At 63.1% G+C, this 16,784-nt stretch carries 11 protein-coding genes; 5 read left to right on the top strand and 6 right to left on the bottom strand.

What is annotated here, in order from left to right; translation table 11 throughout:
• Positions 1-16 precede the first annotated feature (16 nt).
• From ACVWZ5_RS06515 to ACVWZ5_RS06490, 6 genes are all read right to left on the bottom strand, one after another.
• Positions 17-2,221 carry an autotransporter outer membrane beta-barrel domain-containing protein gene (locus ACVWZ5_RS06515; RefSeq protein ID WP_280071289.1) on the bottom strand — a complete coding sequence of 735 codons (2,205 nt, stop codon included), beginning with the start codon at positions 2,219-2,221 and terminating at the stop codon, positions 17-19.
• A 190-nt stretch (positions 2,222-2,411) separates the two neighbouring features.
• Positions 2,412-4,490 carry an AsmA family protein gene (locus ACVWZ5_RS06510; protein WP_084941924.1) on the bottom strand — a complete coding sequence of 693 codons (2,079 nt, stop codon included), beginning with the start codon at positions 4,488-4,490 and terminating at the stop codon, positions 2,412-2,414.
• 88 nt (positions 4,491-4,578) lie between these two features.
• Positions 4,579-6,600 carry a hypothetical protein gene (locus ACVWZ5_RS06505; RefSeq protein ID WP_336196440.1) on the bottom strand — a complete coding sequence of 674 codons (2,022 nt, stop codon included), beginning with the start codon at positions 6,598-6,600 and terminating at the stop codon, positions 4,579-4,581.
• Between the two features lie 302 nt (positions 6,601-6,902).
• Positions 6,903-7,727: an ATPase gene (locus ACVWZ5_RS06500; RefSeq protein WP_084941926.1), complete on the bottom strand. Its 825-nt coding sequence runs from the start codon at positions 7,725-7,727 to the stop codon at positions 6,903-6,905.
• An 87-nt stretch (positions 7,728-7,814) separates the two neighbouring features.
• Positions 7,815-8,810, bottom strand: a complete 996-nt coding sequence (locus ACVWZ5_RS06495; RefSeq protein ID WP_084941927.1) for an NAD-dependent epimerase/dehydratase family protein — start codon at positions 8,808-8,810, stop codon at positions 7,815-7,817.
• Positions 8,811-8,859: 49 nt separating this feature from the next.
• The gene (locus tag ACVWZ5_RS06490) at positions 8,860-9,750 is read right to left on the bottom strand and encodes a LysR family transcriptional regulator ArgP (protein ID WP_301140215.1); all 891 of its coding nucleotides are present in this window, start codon (positions 9,748-9,750) and stop codon (positions 8,860-8,862) included.
• 124 nt (positions 9,751-9,874) lie between these two features.
• Here ACVWZ5_RS06490 and ACVWZ5_RS06485 point away from each other — a divergent pair, with 124 nt between their 5' ends.
• The 5 genes from ACVWZ5_RS06485 (at position 9,875) to ACVWZ5_RS06465 (ending at position 16,776) form a co-directional block, all read left to right on the top strand.
• Positions 9,875-10,474: a LysE/ArgO family amino acid transporter gene (locus tag ACVWZ5_RS06485; RefSeq protein ID WP_062572928.1), complete on the top strand. Its 600-nt coding sequence runs from the start codon at positions 9,875-9,877 to the stop codon at positions 10,472-10,474.
• Between the two features lie 224 nt (positions 10,475-10,698).
• Complete coding sequence (locus tag ACVWZ5_RS06480; protein ID WP_062572927.1) at positions 10,699-11,295, top strand: superoxide dismutase; 597 nt, start codon at positions 10,699-10,701, stop codon at positions 11,293-11,295.
• A gap of 321 nt (positions 11,296-11,616) precedes the next feature.
• The gene (locus tag ACVWZ5_RS06475) at positions 11,617-13,668 is read left to right on the top strand and encodes a putative bifunctional diguanylate cyclase/phosphodiesterase (RefSeq protein WP_062364497.1); all 2,052 of its coding nucleotides are present in this window, start codon (positions 11,617-11,619) and stop codon (positions 13,666-13,668) included.
• Positions 13,669-13,816: 148 nt separating this feature from the next.
• Complete coding sequence (locus ACVWZ5_RS06470; protein ID WP_457340477.1) at positions 13,817-15,154, top strand: imelysin family protein; 1,338 nt, start codon at positions 13,817-13,819, stop codon at positions 15,152-15,154.
• 200 nt (positions 15,155-15,354) lie between these two features.
• Positions 15,355-16,776 (top strand): di-heme oxidoreductase family protein, encoded by a 1,422-nt coding sequence (locus tag ACVWZ5_RS06465; RefSeq protein WP_062572925.1) that lies wholly within the window; start codon positions 15,355-15,357, stop codon positions 16,774-16,776.
• Positions 16,777-16,784 lie beyond the last annotated feature (8 nt).

Raw genomic sequence — 16,784 nt, 5'->3', positions numbered from 1 at the left:
CGGGCTTGCCAAGCGCTCAGAAGTTGTAGCGCAAGCCCAGGTTGACCCCATACGGCTGTTCGATGTGCTTGCCGTTGCTGTACTGGAACTCGCCGTGCAACTGAAGCACCTCGGACACCTGTGCGGCCAACCCCACGGCAAACTCGCCCCGCGTGCCGGACAGGTCGTTGGTGAAGTGGTTGTCGTTGACCTTCACCTTGTTGCTCTTGATGAACTCGTGAGCCGCCGCGACTTTCAGGTAGGGCTGCAGGACACTGCCGTTGTCAAGCGCCAGGCTGCGCCCTACCTGGGCACCAACCTTGCCGAGCACCGAGTTGGCGCCATCGCTCTGGGCGCGCATGCCGTTGTCCAACGTGTAGCTGTCATCGCCGACCCACAACGTGGACAACTGGGTGAACGGCTCGACATACCAACCATTATCCAGCTTGAAATGCCGGCCAACCTCCACAGAAGCGCCCAGGCCGTCATTGTGGTATTCGCCCTTGGTACGACGACCATCGCTCATTACCACGTCGTTGCTGTTACGAAAGCGGTTGTACTTGAGCATCGCGTCGACGTAGTAACCGCTGTCGGCCATCCAGGTGCTGTAGGCACCGACGTAGTAGCTCTTGACCTTGCCGGATGAACCGAGGCTGAAGTCCAGGTCGGACTCGCTGTAACCGCCCATGACCCCGAGCAACCAGCGCCCGTCGTGGCCCGGCACCGCGCCGTCGGCGCCGAAGCTCACGCCGTTCTGATCCTGTTGGTAGGCCACGGCGTTGCCGGCCGAGAGGTTGTAGCGGTTGCCGTAGCTGCGCATCCAGATGCCCTGGCCATGCCCCAGGCGCAATTCACCCATGCGGCTGCGCAACGAGGACAGTTCGCCATACCAGACGGTGGGCGCGGCGCTGAACAGCCCCAGCACCGCGCGGGCGCCCGGCGTCACGATCGGGCTGCCGCTGTCGTCGAATTTCTGCACCAGGTACCAGTTGTCCTCACCCTCGCCTTTTTCCAGGGTGTAGGTGTAGGTACCGAAATCGATATCGTGCAGCAGGCCGAAGGTCGCGTTGCCGCCACCGGTTTCGACGATACGGTGCGGCGCCTGCCCTTCGACTGGATCGGCACCGGTACTGGCGATGCTCAACTGGTGGCTGCCCTCGGCGGCCCCGGTGACCTTCAGCAGATCGCCGGTCCCACTGGCCAGATCGATGTCCATCACGAAGATGCCCGAGCCCTTGAGGTTGTCTACCGTCAGGGTCTTGAAGCCAGTCGTGGTGTCCCGGTCGGTGAAATCGACCGTGCCATTGTCGAGCGTCAGCTCGCCAACCTCGCCGTCCTTGGTCAGGATCCAGCGGCCACCGCTGTTCAGCTCCAGGCTCTGCACATTGACCAGGTTTCCCCGCAGCGAGGCATTGTTCTGCAGCAGCAGGTTCGCGGTACTGCCGGCTTCCACCACCACGTCGCCGTTCAGCTGGCTGTTGTCCGCGGTGAAGTCGGCGGTCATGCCACCGATGACCTCGAGGATATTGCCATTGCCCCCGATAAGCTGACTGCCATTGGCCACCAGAATGTGTGCGGTGCCGGTGGACCTACCGGTACCGGCCCTGACGATGATGGCACTCTGGGTGTCGCCCCTGACCGTCGATCCATCCAGGATCACCTGGGAGCCGCCACCACCGTTGGCTGCCGACTCCTGGCGGACATCCAGACCATAGGTCTTGCCACTGACGAGACTGCCGCCCGTGGTTTGCAGACTGGAACCGACGACAAAGGCGCCGACACGCTCCAGCCCGGTAAGCGTGCTGCCTTCCAGAACAAGGCTGCTGCCTTGCACAAGGGAGGCCCCACTGCCACCTGCAATCGTGCTGCCCTGGGCCCGGATGCTGGATGCCAGAAGCGCCGCAACACCGAACGAGGCTGCCGTCGCCCCCCCCGTCACGGTTGCGCCATTGAGCTGCGCCTGGGTGCCATCGCGCAGGTTGATGCCGGCTTGCGCGCCGGTGGCGGCTACCTGTCCACCATTGACAGTGACAGTCGACCCTGTGGAGACCGTTATACCCTGGGTGCTGCCGGTGGCGGTAATCTCCAGGGTCGATCCGTTTCTCAGCTCATAGGTATCCGCGACCGGGCCAGTGACCGTTTCGCTCTGGTTGTCGAGTACCTTGGCCTCGGCCAGGCCCGCGCCTGACAGGGCGCTTACCAGGCCCACCGCGACACTCAAGGGTATGCTGGAACTTCTCATAGCAATCTCCCACATGACATCATCAACCGAACGGCTAGTCGTCGTAGCACATCGGTATTGTTGAAACGGCGAACAGTCTCGACAGAAAGTCAAAAATCTTCTGTAGGATTTTTCTGCATAGCACTCGGAAAAACACTGACATCGGCCTCGCCATGGCGCATGGAATGTGGGATTGAAAGGGGCCGAACCGTTACTTCGGCGTGAATACCTCAAGAGGCGAAAACTGCCGTTTTTCACCTACCTTCGGAACAACGGAATAGTTGGCGTAAACCGTCTTTCCTTCATCTGCGGCAACCCAGCTCCGCTCGATAGGCACAAGCCAGTAGTTGGCGTCCGGATGCACCACCGCCGTTGCACTCCTGGACGGTTCCCCTTCAACCTGCCAGTGAATGTCCACCTGATCGCCGTTCTTGACCTCGGGATAGCACACGACGAACTTCGGCTCCTGACCGGCAAAGGACATGTATCTGGGAGCCTGCATCTCCAACTGCTGTTCCTGTATGTTCAGCTCCAGCACATCCGAGGTTTGCTCGTGTTCACCACGCAGGATCTTGTAGCTGATCGGCACCGTATGCCCGATCCCGTGCATCACCACGCCAGCGGGGACCTCGAACACCAGATCCGCTGGCCCGACGACGTCCTTCCAGGGTGACTGGTAGTCAAGGTCCGGCACCTCCAGCACTACCGCGACCTGGTCTCCGGCCATGCCGGCGTATTGGCGCACGGTGACCTTCACATGGCTGACCCCGGCGAAGTCGCGGTTGAAGTCCAGCTGGTCCTTGTTATCCCCGAATGCCTTTTCCACTTCTGGGCGCGGGAATTCGACACGCCCTACCCGCAGGTCGCAATTCGCGGAACCGGAGAGGGCGCCGCCCCCTGCAGTCAGCGTGTAGGACAAGGTGACCCGCCCGCCAACGAGAACCTCGACCTCGTCCTTCCCGACCCTTTGCTCAAGCTCACCCACCTTTTCAACATCGAGGTGCCAGGAAAGCTCATGAGGATCTCCATCAGCGGACACGCCATTCCACTCCAGCAGGATCTGATCCCCCTTGGCCATATAGGGGTAAGCCTTGATCCGTATCGTCGCGCCCTGCGGCGGAACATTCTCGGGATCGAGCGCCCCGTCCGCTGCCTCATCCACCTCAGGAGCATCAAGTTCGAGGGAGCCGATGATGGAAATCACCCGTGGATCGGAGCCGAGCCCACTTTCATCAATGCGATAGACAAGGCGAGCATCCCCCTGCAACACCGCCGCCGCATGGGCGTTCTCCAAAGAAAACTCGACGCCATCAGCCTTCAATTGGCCGTGCTTGAGCACAGGCGCCAGACGGCTGGCATTGGCGGTCATGCCCACCCAGACCAGCGTCACCGCCTGCCCGGCTACCCAACGGTCGTCGGGGTCCAGAAAGATGCGGACGTCGGCATCGCCCAGCAGGTTGAAGTCAAGGTTGCCCGCGTCGTCGGCATCCAGCACGCGCGGCGCAGGCAGGGGTTGTACGACTTGGAGTACCAGGCTGTCGTGAGCCAGGGACAGGCCGGACTCGTTACCTGCCCGGTCCTGTATCTGATAGGTGAAAGCGATCGGAATCCCGCCAACCAATGTCTGCAACTTGGCCTGGGGCAATGCGATGGGAGTAGCCTCGCTCTCGCTGTCCACGGTGAACGGCCCGGCGCTGATTCGCTCAATGCCATCGGTCATACTGACCGTGATCGTGTCACCCGGCGCCTGATGCAAGTAACCGCTGATCGTGACCCAGAGCACGCCCAGCTCGAAATCGGACTCAAGGATGACACCCCTGTCCTCCAATGCCTTGGGGAACACCATCTTCCCCAGTGCCCCCTCCCCACCTCCAGGGGCCAGCCTGTCGATGCGAACCAATCGGCTGGGGCCATGCTCCCAGACCTCGCTCAGGTTAGGGCGAACAGCGTAGGCCAGGCTGAACCATGATTCTTCTCCCACCCCTACTGAATGCCAATAGGAAGCGGGCAGGCTGAGCTCGAACTCATGCTCGGGGTCATTCGCCTCAGACTGCTGGACATAATGGTAAGCGCCGTTCTTGGCCTCAAGGATATCGTCGTTCCAGACCAACGCTATGTGGTCATCAGCCACAATCCCCGGCCACCACGGAACGATCACCTGCAGATCCTCGCCCAGCTTGTCGCTCGGTAACAGTTCGGGGACCTTATCGTAACCGTCATCCAACAGCGCATCGACTACGAGCGCCTTGAATTCAAGCGTGCCCTTTACCCCTTCATTGAAGGTGCTCATGCGTCATCCTCTGCCAGTCAAGGTGCCCACAGGCAACCAAGGAATGTGAAGAAACAGTGCCCTGGCGAATCGCCAGGGCACTTTCACTTCAAGGCAGCGGGCATGTCGGCTCGCTGGGCTTTTTGACCGTGACCACCACACGCTCGTGACCTGCCCTCACCGGCCCATGGACATTCGTCGCCGTGTACTCGACGGTGGCCGAGCCCGAGCAGACTTTGAACGCCCATTGACGTGCGATCTCATGGGTGAGTTCACCCGCGTCTATGTGATGCTGTTCGATTCTGATGAATGGGAGGTCTCCTTCAGCTTCCGGGATCGGGTTTCCGGGAGTCGGCCGCTGACTGTCGTCTGCCCCGAGATGGATCACGATGGTGTCGCCCACCGTCACGTTGTCATAAAGCTCGATTCTCACCGGTAAAGGTCGTTGCGCCTTCTCGATATCGATTGCGTCAAACCGATTGAGGTCGGTGAACTCGAGCGCCTTGAGCGCAGTGCCCCTTCCCGGTAGATCTTGCCCGCGCAAAACGGCAACAGGCTTGGAAGGCGAACGCGCGGTGTTTTCCTCTCCGTCCCGGCCAAACACCCGGGTCACGGTATAGGCCATCTGCACCGTGCCACTGGGCTCGGTGGCCAGCAGAGCCGGGGGAACTTTACGATTGATGTCGACCTTGGCAGTTGCCTCGGCAGCGCTCACGGCAGCAAGCGCGCGGGGGGGCTGTGCGCCCCAGATCAGTTGGAGTTTATCGTCCTCCTCCAACAATTCACCTCCGTCCTCGGCGAGCCAGGGGATGGTCACTTGCGCACCTGCGGCGACATCCCCGGGCGTCAGGTTATCTGCCTGTCCGGAGTCATCGCCGACAATGGTGGCCAATTTCAGATTGCCATGCCCTGGCAGCTCCGGATCGGGATCGGGCCCACCCGGCAGCCGCAGGTCGACATTGACGCTCGCCGGGGGCGTCGCTTCGCCGATCTTGAAGCCGGCGCGCCACAGTTCATAGCTGACCGCCACGGCTCCTATCAGCGGCCCAGCACTGGTAAGCGGGTACAGCAAAACCAGTTCCAGCAATGGGTCTGCTGGCGACGGCAATACCTTGACTTCGTGTTCCTCCGAACGTTGCGTTCCCCAAAGCACGACGACCTTGTCGCCGATACGAGCCCCGGTGACGTGGGGAACCACCAGCTTGATGCCTGCACAGGCATCTTTGTCGAGAATCAGCGGGTCGCCCGGCTCGTCAAAGCCTGGCACTTCAGGCGTAGGCAGAACGACGGGTATATCCTGCAACAGCAACTGCAGGGTGTTATGAGGCACGGACTCGACCGAGAGATTCCCCGCCCGATCCTGAGATGTGTAAGTGAATGTGATCGGGGTATTGTCCTGGAGCTTTTGTAGCTCCACCAGCTGCAACGCCACAAGCGTGAGGTCAATGCTGCTGGTGACGGAAAATGGACCGACCGGCACTGTGGTGGAGCCGTCGGTCATTTTTACCATGATCTGGTCACCGGGCTTCTGCGCCACATAGCCCCTGACATGGACCGTGAGCACGCCCTCTACAAAGTCCGTTGTCAGGATGCGCTTCCTGGCCTCGATGTCCGAAGCAAACGATAGCCTGGCGAGCGTACCCGGGCTGCCACCCGGCGCCAGTTTGTCAATGCGGATGACCCGGTTGGGCCCTCTGTCGTATTCAACTGAAAACTGTGGCCGAACCGAGTAACCCACCTGGAAGGTAAGATCCTCCCCATCCCCAATGAAACCCCAATAGGAACTCGGGAGTTCCAGAGGGAACTCGTGATCAGGTTTCGCCGCTTCCATGTCCGTGATCAAATGCCAGGCCCCGTCCACGCCTTCGAGTTCTTCGTCACCGTTTACATACAACGCGATGACCATACCTTCCTCGACGTCATCCCAGTTCGGCACCCTCACTCGCAACGGTTGGCCATGTTCCGCCACCGGCAGGAGTTCAGCAGGATTGTCCACGCCGTCCTCAACCAGCCCCTCGACAATCAGGTCCTTGAATTCCAACACCCCACCCTGTGGGAACAACACTCTGGAGCGTTTACCCGCGGGCCGCAGCAACTGACCGCTGAGTGGTTTGGGTACAGGCTTGTTCATGGCCATTTTCCTAATCGATTCTACAGGTACGCGGCCCTGCACCCTCACGGATTCAGGGGCAACGAGTTCGTCACGACCCAAGGCACTAGCCAACCAGTGATGGAAACACGATCAGGGAGGAAACGGCTGCCGTCGTCGTGCTGTAGATGTAACAAACTCCCGCCCGTCCAACACCTGACAAAAATGCCAGGTGCGGACGGGTTCAGGGTCTGCCGAAGGAAACGCCGCAGGCGCGGGAAACGGACAAGATCAGAGACAATGGCACCCGATCGAAGTATCAGGTAACCACATTCATGCTCGGTTCAAGGCCGGGCATTGATCTGCTGTTGCAAGTTCTGGATCTGGCTCTGCAGGGTATTGATGTTGCGGGTCGTCTGCCCACGGAAGGCATCGAACTCCTGCACCGAAGCGCCGCCTGCAGGGGCGGCCGGGCGATTGTCCACCTGGCTTTTGAGCACCAGCACATCCTGCGCCAGGCTTTCGATGGCCGCGCTCGGATTACCCTGTTTCTTCAGCGCCGCCACCTCATTGCTCAGGCTCTTGAGCTGGCCATCCAGCTTGCCGCCCTCCACCTGACCCGACTTGAGCGCCGCCAGCTCGGCGTTGACTGCCTTGAGCTGCGCCTGCAGTTGCCCTTGCAATTCGGTCACCGTCTTCTGCTGCTCGCGGGTGTCGGCCAGCACTTGCTCCAGGCGCTTGCCCAGGTCGCCCGCCTGCCCAGCGACGCCCTGCTGCTGCTTGCCCTGCTCGGCCAGCGAGGCCTGCAACTGGCGGATCTGCAGCTTCAACGCCTCGCTGCCGGTACTGCTGCTGGACTCGCTGGCATCGACCTTGCCGCTGATCGCCTGCAAGCGCCCGGCCGCCTCCTCGCTGATGCGGGCAAAGCTTTCCTGGGTCGCGACCAGTTGCTGCTCCATCAGCGTGATCTGCTGGAAGCTCCACCAGCCCAATCCGCCCAGGGCGATGAACGAGGCGCCGAGCAAGGCCCACAGCGGGCCGTTGCTGCGTGGGCGCGCCGCCTTCTGGCGGCTGCGGGCCACATGGGCGGGCAGCAGTTCGTCGTCATCGGGGGTGCCGGCACGCAGGGTGGGCACATCGTCAAAATCATCGTGGGCGTCGTTACGCATGGGTGCATTCAACCGCGGTGGTAGCAAAGAGACATGAGTATAAACCGCCTGGGCGGCGCACTGATGACCATCATCCCGCCCACAGGTTCAGCGTTGCCCCATCTGCGCCTGCCACCAGGCACAGAATTCATCCAGCGCGGACCACACATCGGGCTGGGGGCGGTAGTCCAGGTACTGCCGGGCGCGGCCGATATCGAGGGTGAAATCGGTGCTCATCACCCGCACTGCCGTGCGGCTCAAGGTCGGCTGCGGGCGCCCGGGCCAAAGCATGCAAGCGGCCTCGTTGAGCGCCGCCAGGCCATAGGCCAGGCTTGGGGAACGGTAGCGGGTGACCTGCGGCAGTTGCATGCGGCGCATCACGTAGTTGACCACGTCCCATAGCGGCAACGGGTGGCCGTTGCTGATGTTGTAGGCCTGGCCAAGGGCCTGTTCCTCGGCGAAAAGGGCGCTGAGCAACGCCTCGTTGAGGTTGTGCACACTGGTGAAGTCGACCTTGTTCAGGCCATTGCCGATGATCGCCACGCGCCCCTTGGCCTGCATGCGCATCAGCCGTGGGAAAATGCTCGCGTCGCCAGCACCGGTGACGAAACGCGGGCGCAGCGCCAGCACTTCCAGGCCGAACTCCTGGGCGCCAAACACTTTCTGCTCGGCCAGGTGCTTGGTCAGCGCGTAATGGTCATGGAAGCGGCGAGGTACCTGATCCTCGCGGATATCCAGGCGTGAACGGCCGGTGAAGTAGACCGACGGCGACGACAGGTGCACCAGGCGCCGTACATGCTCCTTGATGCAGCCCTCGACCACGTTCTCGGTCAGCACCACGTTGCCCTGGTGGAAGTCCTGGTAGCGGCCCCAGGTGCCCACGGCACCGGCGCAGTGCACCACCGCGTCGACGCCCTGGCACAGGCGCCGGGCCAGCTCGGCATCGCCCAGGTCGCCCGGAATGAACTGCGCCCCGCGCTTGACCAGGTGCTCCACGCCCTCCGCCCGCCGGCCGTTGACCCGCACCTCCAGGCCCTGCTCCAGGGCGAAGCGCGCAAAGCGCCCGCCGATGAAGCCGCTCGCGCCGGTGACCAGAATTCGCATGTAAGACTCCGCCTTGCTTTTTTTCGGATGCAGCTGACGCTAGAAGTGCCTACAAGGGCACTAGCCAGTCCCGCGCCGAATGGCGCAGGTGCTCGGTCAGCTGGGCGAGCAACTGCCCGCCGTTGCGCCAATGATGCCAGTACAGCGGCACATCGATAGGGGTATCGGCGCAGATTTCCACCAGTTCGCCACGGGCCAGCTGTTCGGCCACCTGCCGCTCCGGCACCAGCCCCCAGCCAAGGCCGGCCTCGGTCATGCGCAGGAAACCTTCCGAAGAGGGACACAGGTGATGCAGGAAACCTTCCTGTACGCCCAACGACGCCAGGTAGCGATGCTGCAGGAAATCGTCCGGCCCAAACACGATTGCCGGGACACGGGCCAGGCGCTCGACCGCGAACCCGTTGGGAAAGTAACGCGCCATGAACGCGGGGCTGGCCAGCGCCCGATAGCGCATCGAGCCCAACGGCAAGCTGCGCGCTCCGGCCACCGGCCGTTCGCTGCCACACAGGCAGGCCGCCACTTCACCGGCGCGCATGCGTTTCAGGCCGACGTCCTGGTCCTCGACAACCAAATCGAGCAGCACCTGCTGCTCGGCACAGAACGGCCCCAACGCACCGGCCCACCAGGTTGCCAGGCTGTCGGCGTTGAGGGCGATGCGCAGGCGCTCGGGCATGCCTTCCTGGTCCAGTGCCGGCACCTGGCGTTGCAGGTCGCGCTCGAGCAGGCGCACCTGTTGCACATGGTTGAGCAACTGGCGCCCGACTTCCGTCGGGCTCGGTGGCGTGGCGCGCACCAGCACCGGCTGGCCAACCCGTGCTTCGAGCAGCTTGACGCGTTGCGAGATGGCCGATTGCGACAACCCCAGCACCTGGGCCGCGCGCTCGAAACCACCTTGCTCGATCACTGCGGCGAGGGCAGCTAGCAATTTGTAGTCGAACATCGATTTCTCTAATGACTGATCAGCTCTATTTGTTTTTCTTATAGTGCCACAGCCGCCACAATAGCCACATCTTTCCTGGTGACCCGCGCCGATCCCGCATCGGCGCCCGTGGAGTGTTCCCGCTATGTGGCAAAGCTATCTCAACGGCATGCTGGTGGCCTTCGGCCTGATCATGGCCATCGGCGCGCAGAACGCCTTCGTCCTGGCGCAGAGCCTGCGCCGTGAGCATCACCTGCCGGTGGCGGCGCTGTGCGTGGTCTGCGACGCGCTGCTGGTCGCCGCCGGGGTGTTCGGCCTGGCCACCGTGCTGGCGCACAACCCCACCCTGCTGGCCGTGGCGCGCTGGGGCGGCGCGGTATTCCTCATCTGGTACGGCGCCAAGGCACTGCGCAGCGCGTTTTCCAAACAGAGCCTGCAGCACCGGGAAGGCCAGGGCATGCGCTCGCGCCGCGCGGTACTGCTGAGCGCGCTGGCGGTGACCCTGCTCAACCCCCATGTGTATCTGGACACCGTGCTGCTGATCGGCTCCCTCGGCGCCCAGCAGACCGTACCCGGCGCCTACGTGGCCGGCGCCGCGAGTGCCTCGCTGGTGTGGTTCTCGACCCTGGCGATCGGCGCCGCCTGGCTGGCGCCTTGGCTGGCGCGCCCGGCGACCTGGCGCATGCTCGACTTGATGGTGGCGGTGATGATGTTCGCGGTGGCAGCGCAGTTGATTTTCAACTGAACCGCTCCTATCAAGAATTGCACATCGCCTGGAAGGGGCCGCCTGTCGGCCCCCGCCAACCGCTCTGGAACCTCTATTCCCCACAGATGTTGCGTGGTTAAGCGCCCGGGCCGGTGCTATGATCCAGCCCTCGCGTCGCAAAGAGTACAAACTCGCCGACGCTCATCAGGCCACCCGTGAGGCCTGGCGCAAACCGCAAACAGACCTGAATCAGGAGATCCACCATGGCTTTTGAATTGCCGCCGCTGCCGTATGCCCACGATGCCCTGCAGCCGCACATCTCCAAGGAAACCCTGGAGTTTCACCACGACAAGCACCACAACACCTATGTCGTGAACCTGAACAACCTGGTCCCAGGCACCGAATTCGAAGGCAAGACCCTGGAAGAGATCGTCAAGAGCTCCTCCGGCGGTATCTTCAACAACGCCGCTCAAGTCTGGAACCACACCTTCTACTGGAACTGCCTGGCACCAAACGCCGGCGGCCAACCAACTGGTGCTCTGGCCGAGGCCATCAACGCCGCCTTCGGTTCCTTCGACAAGTTCAAGGAAGAGTTCACCAAGGTCTCCGTCGGCACCTTCGGCTCCGGCTGGGGCTGGCTGGTGAAGAAGGCCGACGGCTCCCTGGCCCTGGCCAGCACCATCGGCGCCGGCAACCCGCTGACCAGCGGCGACACCCCGCTGCTGACCTGCGACGTCTGGGAACACGCCTACTACATCGACTACCGCAACCTGCGTCCGAAGTACGTCGAGGCCTTCTGGAACCTGGTCAACTGGAAGTTCGTTGCCGAACAGTTCGAAGGCAAGACCTTCAAGGCCTGATTGTTCGCCTTGAATGCAAAAGACCCGGCCTGAGTGCCGGGTTTTTTGTTGCCTGGCCGGATGCCGTCGCATTCGGCAACGACATACCTGACAGAAATATTTGCAACCGATCCGTGCGCTCTTGCTCAGACCGCATAGCGCGCTAACATCAACCATCTGGAAAGTTGACGCAGCGCACTCAAGTCGCATGACCGCTCGACCGATACAGAGCCAAGGGCATTTCCATCGACGGACGGGTTGCCTGACGGGGTCTCGGGCCGATAGTCTCTCGCCATGGTTGATGGCAAAATAATGGCATGCGCATGGATTAAGGAAACCCCATTGAAGCTGGAATTTCGAAACAGCTTATCGGTCAAGCTGCTGAGGGTCGTACTGCTCTCGGCGCTGGCTGTCGGCGTCGTACTCAGCTGTGCGCAGATCGTCTATGACGCCTACAAGACCCGCCAGGCCGTGAACAACGATGCCCAGCGCATCCTCGACATGTTCCGCGACCCATCGACCCAGGCGGTGTACAGCCTCGACCGGGAAATGGGCATGCAGGTGATGGAAGGCCTGTTCCAGGACGAGTCGGTGCGCATGGCCTCCATCGGCCATCCCAACGAAACCATGCTGGCGGAAAAGTCACGGCCGCTGCAGGACATGTCCATGCGCTGGCTGACCGACCTGATCCTCGGCCAGGAGCGCACCTACACCACGCAACTGGTCGGCCGTGGCCCTTACAGCGAGTATTATGGCGACCTGAGCATCACCCTCGACACCTCCTCCTACGGCGAGGACTTCCTGATCAACGCCGTGATCATCTTCATCTCCGGCGTGCTGCGCGCCCTGGCCATGGGCCTGGTGCTGTACCTGGTGTACCACTGGCTGCTGACCAAGCCGCTGTCGAAGATCATCGACCACCTGACCCAGATAAACCCCGACCGCCCCAGCCAGCACCAGATTCCGCAGCTCAAGGGCCACGAGCGCAATGAGCTGGGCCTGTGGGTCAACACCGCCAACCAACTGCTGGCCTCCATCGAGCGCAACACCCACCTGCGCCACGAGGCCGAGAACAGCCTGCAGCGCATGGCCCAGTACGACTTCCTCACCGGCCTGCCCAACCGCCAGCAGTTACAGCAGCAGCTGGACAAGATCCTGGTCGACGGCGGCCGCCTGCAGCGCCGTGTCGCCGTGCTGTGCGTGGGCCTGGACGACTTCAAGGGCATCAACGAGCAGTTCAGCTACCAGGTCGGCGACCAGTTGCTGCTGGCCCTGGCCGACCGTCTGCGCGCCCACAGTGGGCGGCTCGGCGCCCTGGCTCGCCTGGGCGGCGACCAGTTCGCCCTGGTCCAGGCCAACATCGAGCAACCCTATGAAGCCGCCGAGCTGGCCCAGAGCATCCTCGACGACCTCGAAGCGCCCTTCGACCTCGACCAACAGCAGATCCGCCTGCGCGCCACCATCGGTATCACCCTGTTCCCCGAGGACGGCGACAGCACCGAGAAGCTCCTGCAGAAGGCCGAGCAGACCATGACCCTGGCCAAGGCCCGCTCGCGCAATCGCTATCAGTTCTACATCGCCAGCGTCGACAGCGAGATGCGCCGCCGTCGCGAATTGGAAAAAGACCTGCGCGAGGCTCTGTCACGCAACCAGCTGTACCTGGTGTACCAGCCGCAGATCAGCTACCGAGACCACCGAGTGGTCGGCGTAGAAGCGCTGCTGCGCTGGCAGCATCCGGAGCTGGGCATGGTCCCACCCGACCAGTTCATCCCGCTGGCCGAGCAGAACGGCAGCATCATCGGCATTGGCGAATGGGTGCTCGACCAGGCCTGCCGGCAGCTGCGCGAATGGCACGACCAGGGCTTCAGCGAGCTGCGCATGGCGGTCAACCTGTCCACGGTGCAACTGCACCACAACGAGCTGCCGCGGGTGGTCAACAACCTGCTGCAGGCCTACCGTCTGCCGCCGCGCAGCCTGGAGCTGGAAGTCACCGAGACCGGCCTGATGGAAGACATCAGCACCGCCGCCCAGCACCTGCTGAGCCTGCGCCGTTCGGGCGCCTTGATCGCCATTGACGACTTCGGCACCGGCTATTCCTCGCTCAGCTACCTGAAGTCGCTGCCGCTGGACAAGATCAAGATCGACAAGAGCTTCGTCCAGGACCTGCTTGACGATGACGACGACGCCACCATCGTTCGCGCCATCATCCAACTGGGCAAGAGCCTGGGCATGCAGGTGATCGCCGAAGGCGTGGAAACCGTCGAACAGGAGAGCTACATCATCGCCCAGGGCTGCCACGAGGGTCAGGGCTACCATTACAGCAAGCCGTTGTCGGCGCGCGAACTGACCAGCTTCCTCAAACAGGCACAACGCAACCAGGTTTCCGCCCTGTAAGCCCTGCCAGCCTTGGCGGTGCACCTTGAACGGGCGTTTGCATGAAATGCACGCCCGCCCCTTTACAGCAAATGCAAATCTTTCGCATGATGTATTGGTTTCGCGTGCCACGGCGCACGGTCCAACCACACCACGCAGGAAACCAACAATGATTCGAATGCCTCTGGCCTCCGCCAGTCTGCTGGCCATCGCCATCGCTCTCGCCGGTTGCGGCGAAGGCAAGGACGACAAGGCTGCCGCACCGCAAGCCCAGGCACCTGCCGCCGCCAGCACCACCGCCGCGGCGCCGGGGGCTGTCGATGAGGCGGCCGCCAAGGCTGTGGTCAAGCACTACGCCGAAATGGTCCATGCCGTGTACAGCGACTCGCTGAGCACCGCCAAACAACTGCAGACCGCCGTCGACGCGTTCCTGGCCAAGCCCGACGACCAGACCCTCAAAGCCGCCCGTGATGCCTGGGTCGCCTCGCGCGTGCCGTACCTGCAGAGCGAAGTGTTCCGCTTCGGCAACACCATCATCGACGACTGGGAAGGCCAGGTTAACGCCTGGCCCCTGGACGAAGGCCTGATCGACTACGTCGACAAGAGCTACGAGCACGCCCTGGGCAACCCGGCGGCCAACGCCAACATCATCGCCAACACCGAGATCCAGGTCGGCGAAGACAAGATCGATGTCAAGGACATCACCCCCGAGAAACTCGCCACCCTCAACGAACTGGGCGGCTCCGAAGCCAACGTCGCCACCGGCTACCACGCCATCGAGTTCCTGCTCTGGGGCCAGGACCTCAATGGCACCGGCCCTGGCGCGGGCAACCGTCCAGCGTCCGACTATCTGGAAGGCAAGGGCGCCACGGGCGGCCACAACGACCGTCGCCGCGCCTACCTGAAAGCGGTCACCGACCTGCTGGTCAAGGACCTCGAAGAGATGGTCGACAACTGGGCGCCGAACGTCGCCGACAATTACCGCGCCACCCTCGAAGGCGAGCCGGCCAACGACGGCCTGCGCAAGATGCTGTTCGGCATGGGCAGCCTGTCGCTGGGCGAACTGGCCGGCGAGCGCATGAAGGTCTCGCTGGAAGCCAACTCGCCGGAAGACGAGCACGATTGCTTCAGCGACAACACCCACTACTCGCACTTCTACGACGCCAAGGGCATCCGCAACGTCTACCTGGGCGAGTACACCCGTGTCGACGGCACCAAGCTGAGCGGCCCGAGCCTGTCATCGCTGGTGGCCAAGGCCGACCCGGCCACCGACGCCACCCTCAAGGCCGACCTGGAAGCCACTGAGGCCAAGATCCAGGTGATCGTCGACCACGCCCTCAAGGGCGAGCACTACGACCAGCTGATCGCCGCCGACAACGCCGCCGGCAACCAGATTGTGCGTGATGCAATCGCCTCGCTGGTCAAGCAGACCGGCGCGATCGAGCAGGCCGCTGGCAAGTTGGGCATCGACAACCTGAACCCGGATACCGCCGATCACGAGTTCTGATCAGCGTCGCAGTTCAGCAGAGGCGGCCTTCGGGCCGCCTTTTTGTTTTTCAGCAACACCATCGCTCCCACAGGCAACGTGTCCGACGATAAGTGACAACTGACACCGATTTCATCCAGCAATTGCAAATTGCTCTTATTCAAACACCCCCAGCCTGATAAGCTTGCACGCCGGTTTTTCGCCCATGCCCAGGATCCTCGATGTCCTTGCTCCGCCTAAGCCCCCTGCTCTTGGCCTTCGCCCTCGCCGCCTGTGACGACGCCCCGCGTTTCACCCAGGCCGAGCCCGGCGAAGCCCTCTCCGGCGGCAAGGCCACGGTGCAACGCAGCGACCGCAACGCCTATTCGCTGCCCTCGGCCAACCTGACACCCGAGCGGCGCCTGGATTTCGCCGTGGGCAACAGCTTTTTCCGCAACCCCTGGGTAATCGCCCCCTCCACCACCACCGCCCGCGATGGCCTCGGCCCGTTGTTCAACACCAACGCCTGCCAGAACTGCCACGTGCGCGACGGTCGCGGCCATCCGCCGGAGCCGGACGACAGCAACGCGGTGTCGATGCTGGTGCGCCTGTCGATCCCCGACCAGCCCTACTACGCCCGGGAGATCGAGCGCCTGGGCGTGGTCCCCGAGCCGGTCTACGGCACCCAGCTGCAGGACATGGCCATCCCCGGCGTGGCCCCGGAAGGCAAGGTGCGGGTGAGCTACGACAAGCACAGCGTCACCTTCAAGGATGGCCACCAGGTCGAACTGCGCCGTCCGACGCTGCAGATCACCCAGCTCGGCTACGGCCCGCTGCACCCGGACACCCGCTTTTCGGCCCGGGTCGCCCCGCCGATGATCGGCCTGGGGCTGCTCGAGGCCATCCCCGAAGCCGACCTGCTGGCCAACGAAGACCCGGACGACCTCAACCGCGATGGCATCCGCGGCCGCGCCAACCGGGTGTGGGACGACGCCCAGGGCAAGACCGTGATCGGCCGTTTCGGTTGGAAGGCCGGGCAGCCCAACGTCAACCAGCAGAACGTGCACGCCTTCGCCGGCGACATGGGCCTGACCACCACCCTGCTGCCGAAGGACGATTGCACCGCCACGCAGGTCGATTGCCTGGCCGCGCCGAACGGTGACGGCCAGAGTGGCGAGAAGGAAGTCAGCGACAACATCCTGCGCCTGGTCACCTTCTACACCCGCAACCTCGCCGTGCCGGCCCGACGCAATGTGGATACGCCCGAAGTGCTGGCGGGCAAGAACCTGTTCTATCAGGCCGGCTGCCAGGGCTGCCACACCCCGCAGTTCACCACCGCCGCCGATGCGTCCGAACCGGAACTGGCCGGCCAGGTGATCCGTCCCTACAGCGACCTGCTGCTGCACGACATGGGCCCGGGCCTGAGCGACGAACGCACCGAGTTCGCCGCCAATGGCCAGGACTGGCGCACCCCGCCACTGTGGGGCATCGGCCTGAGCGAGACCGTCAGCGGCCACAGCCAGTTCCTCCACGACGGCCGCGCCCGCAACCTGCTTGAAGCCGTGCTCTGGCACGGTGGCGAGGCCCAGGCGGCGCGCGATCACGTGTTGACCTTCAATGCCGAGCAGCGCGCCGCGCTGCTGGCGTTCCTGAATTCCCTTTAAACCGCACA

The organism is Pseudomonas sp. TE6283, assembly GCF_054060555.1.
This window is presented reverse-complemented; position numbering and strand designations above follow the sequence as displayed.

Bases quoted from the DNA above. Each gene is read 5' to 3' on its own strand.
- ACVWZ5_RS06515 (WP_280071289.1), bottom strand. From the start codon at position 2,221: ATGAGAAGTTCCAGCATACCCTTGAGTGTCGCGGTGGGCCTGGTAAGC.
- ACVWZ5_RS06510 (WP_084941924.1), bottom strand. From the start codon at position 4,490: ATGAGCACCTTCAATGAAGGGGTAAAGGGCACGCTTGAATTCAAGGCG.
- ACVWZ5_RS06505 (WP_336196440.1), bottom strand. From the start codon at position 6,600: ATGAACAAGCCTGTACCCAAACCACTCAGCGGTCAGTTGCTGCGGCCC.
- ACVWZ5_RS06500 (WP_084941926.1), bottom strand. From the start codon at position 7,727: ATGCGTAACGACGCCCACGATGATTTTGACGATGTGCCCACCCTGCGT.
- ACVWZ5_RS06495 (WP_084941927.1), bottom strand. From the start codon at position 8,810: ATGCGAATTCTGGTCACCGGCGCGAGCGGCTTCATCGGCGGGCGCTTT.
- ACVWZ5_RS06490 (WP_301140215.1), bottom strand. From the start codon at position 9,750: ATGTTCGACTACAAATTGCTAGCTGCCCTCGCCGCAGTGATCGAGCAA.
- ACVWZ5_RS06485 (WP_062572928.1), top strand. From the start codon at position 9,875: ATGTGGCAAAGCTATCTCAACGGCATGCTGGTGGCCTTCGGCCTGATC.
- ACVWZ5_RS06480 (WP_062572927.1), top strand. From the start codon at position 10,699: ATGGCTTTTGAATTGCCGCCGCTGCCGTATGCCCACGATGCCCTGCAG.
- ACVWZ5_RS06470 (WP_457340477.1), top strand. From the start codon at position 13,817: ATGATTCGAATGCCTCTGGCCTCCGCCAGTCTGCTGGCCATCGCCATC.
- ACVWZ5_RS06465 (WP_062572925.1), top strand. From the start codon at position 15,355: ATGTCCTTGCTCCGCCTAAGCCCCCTGCTCTTGGCCTTCGCCCTCGCC.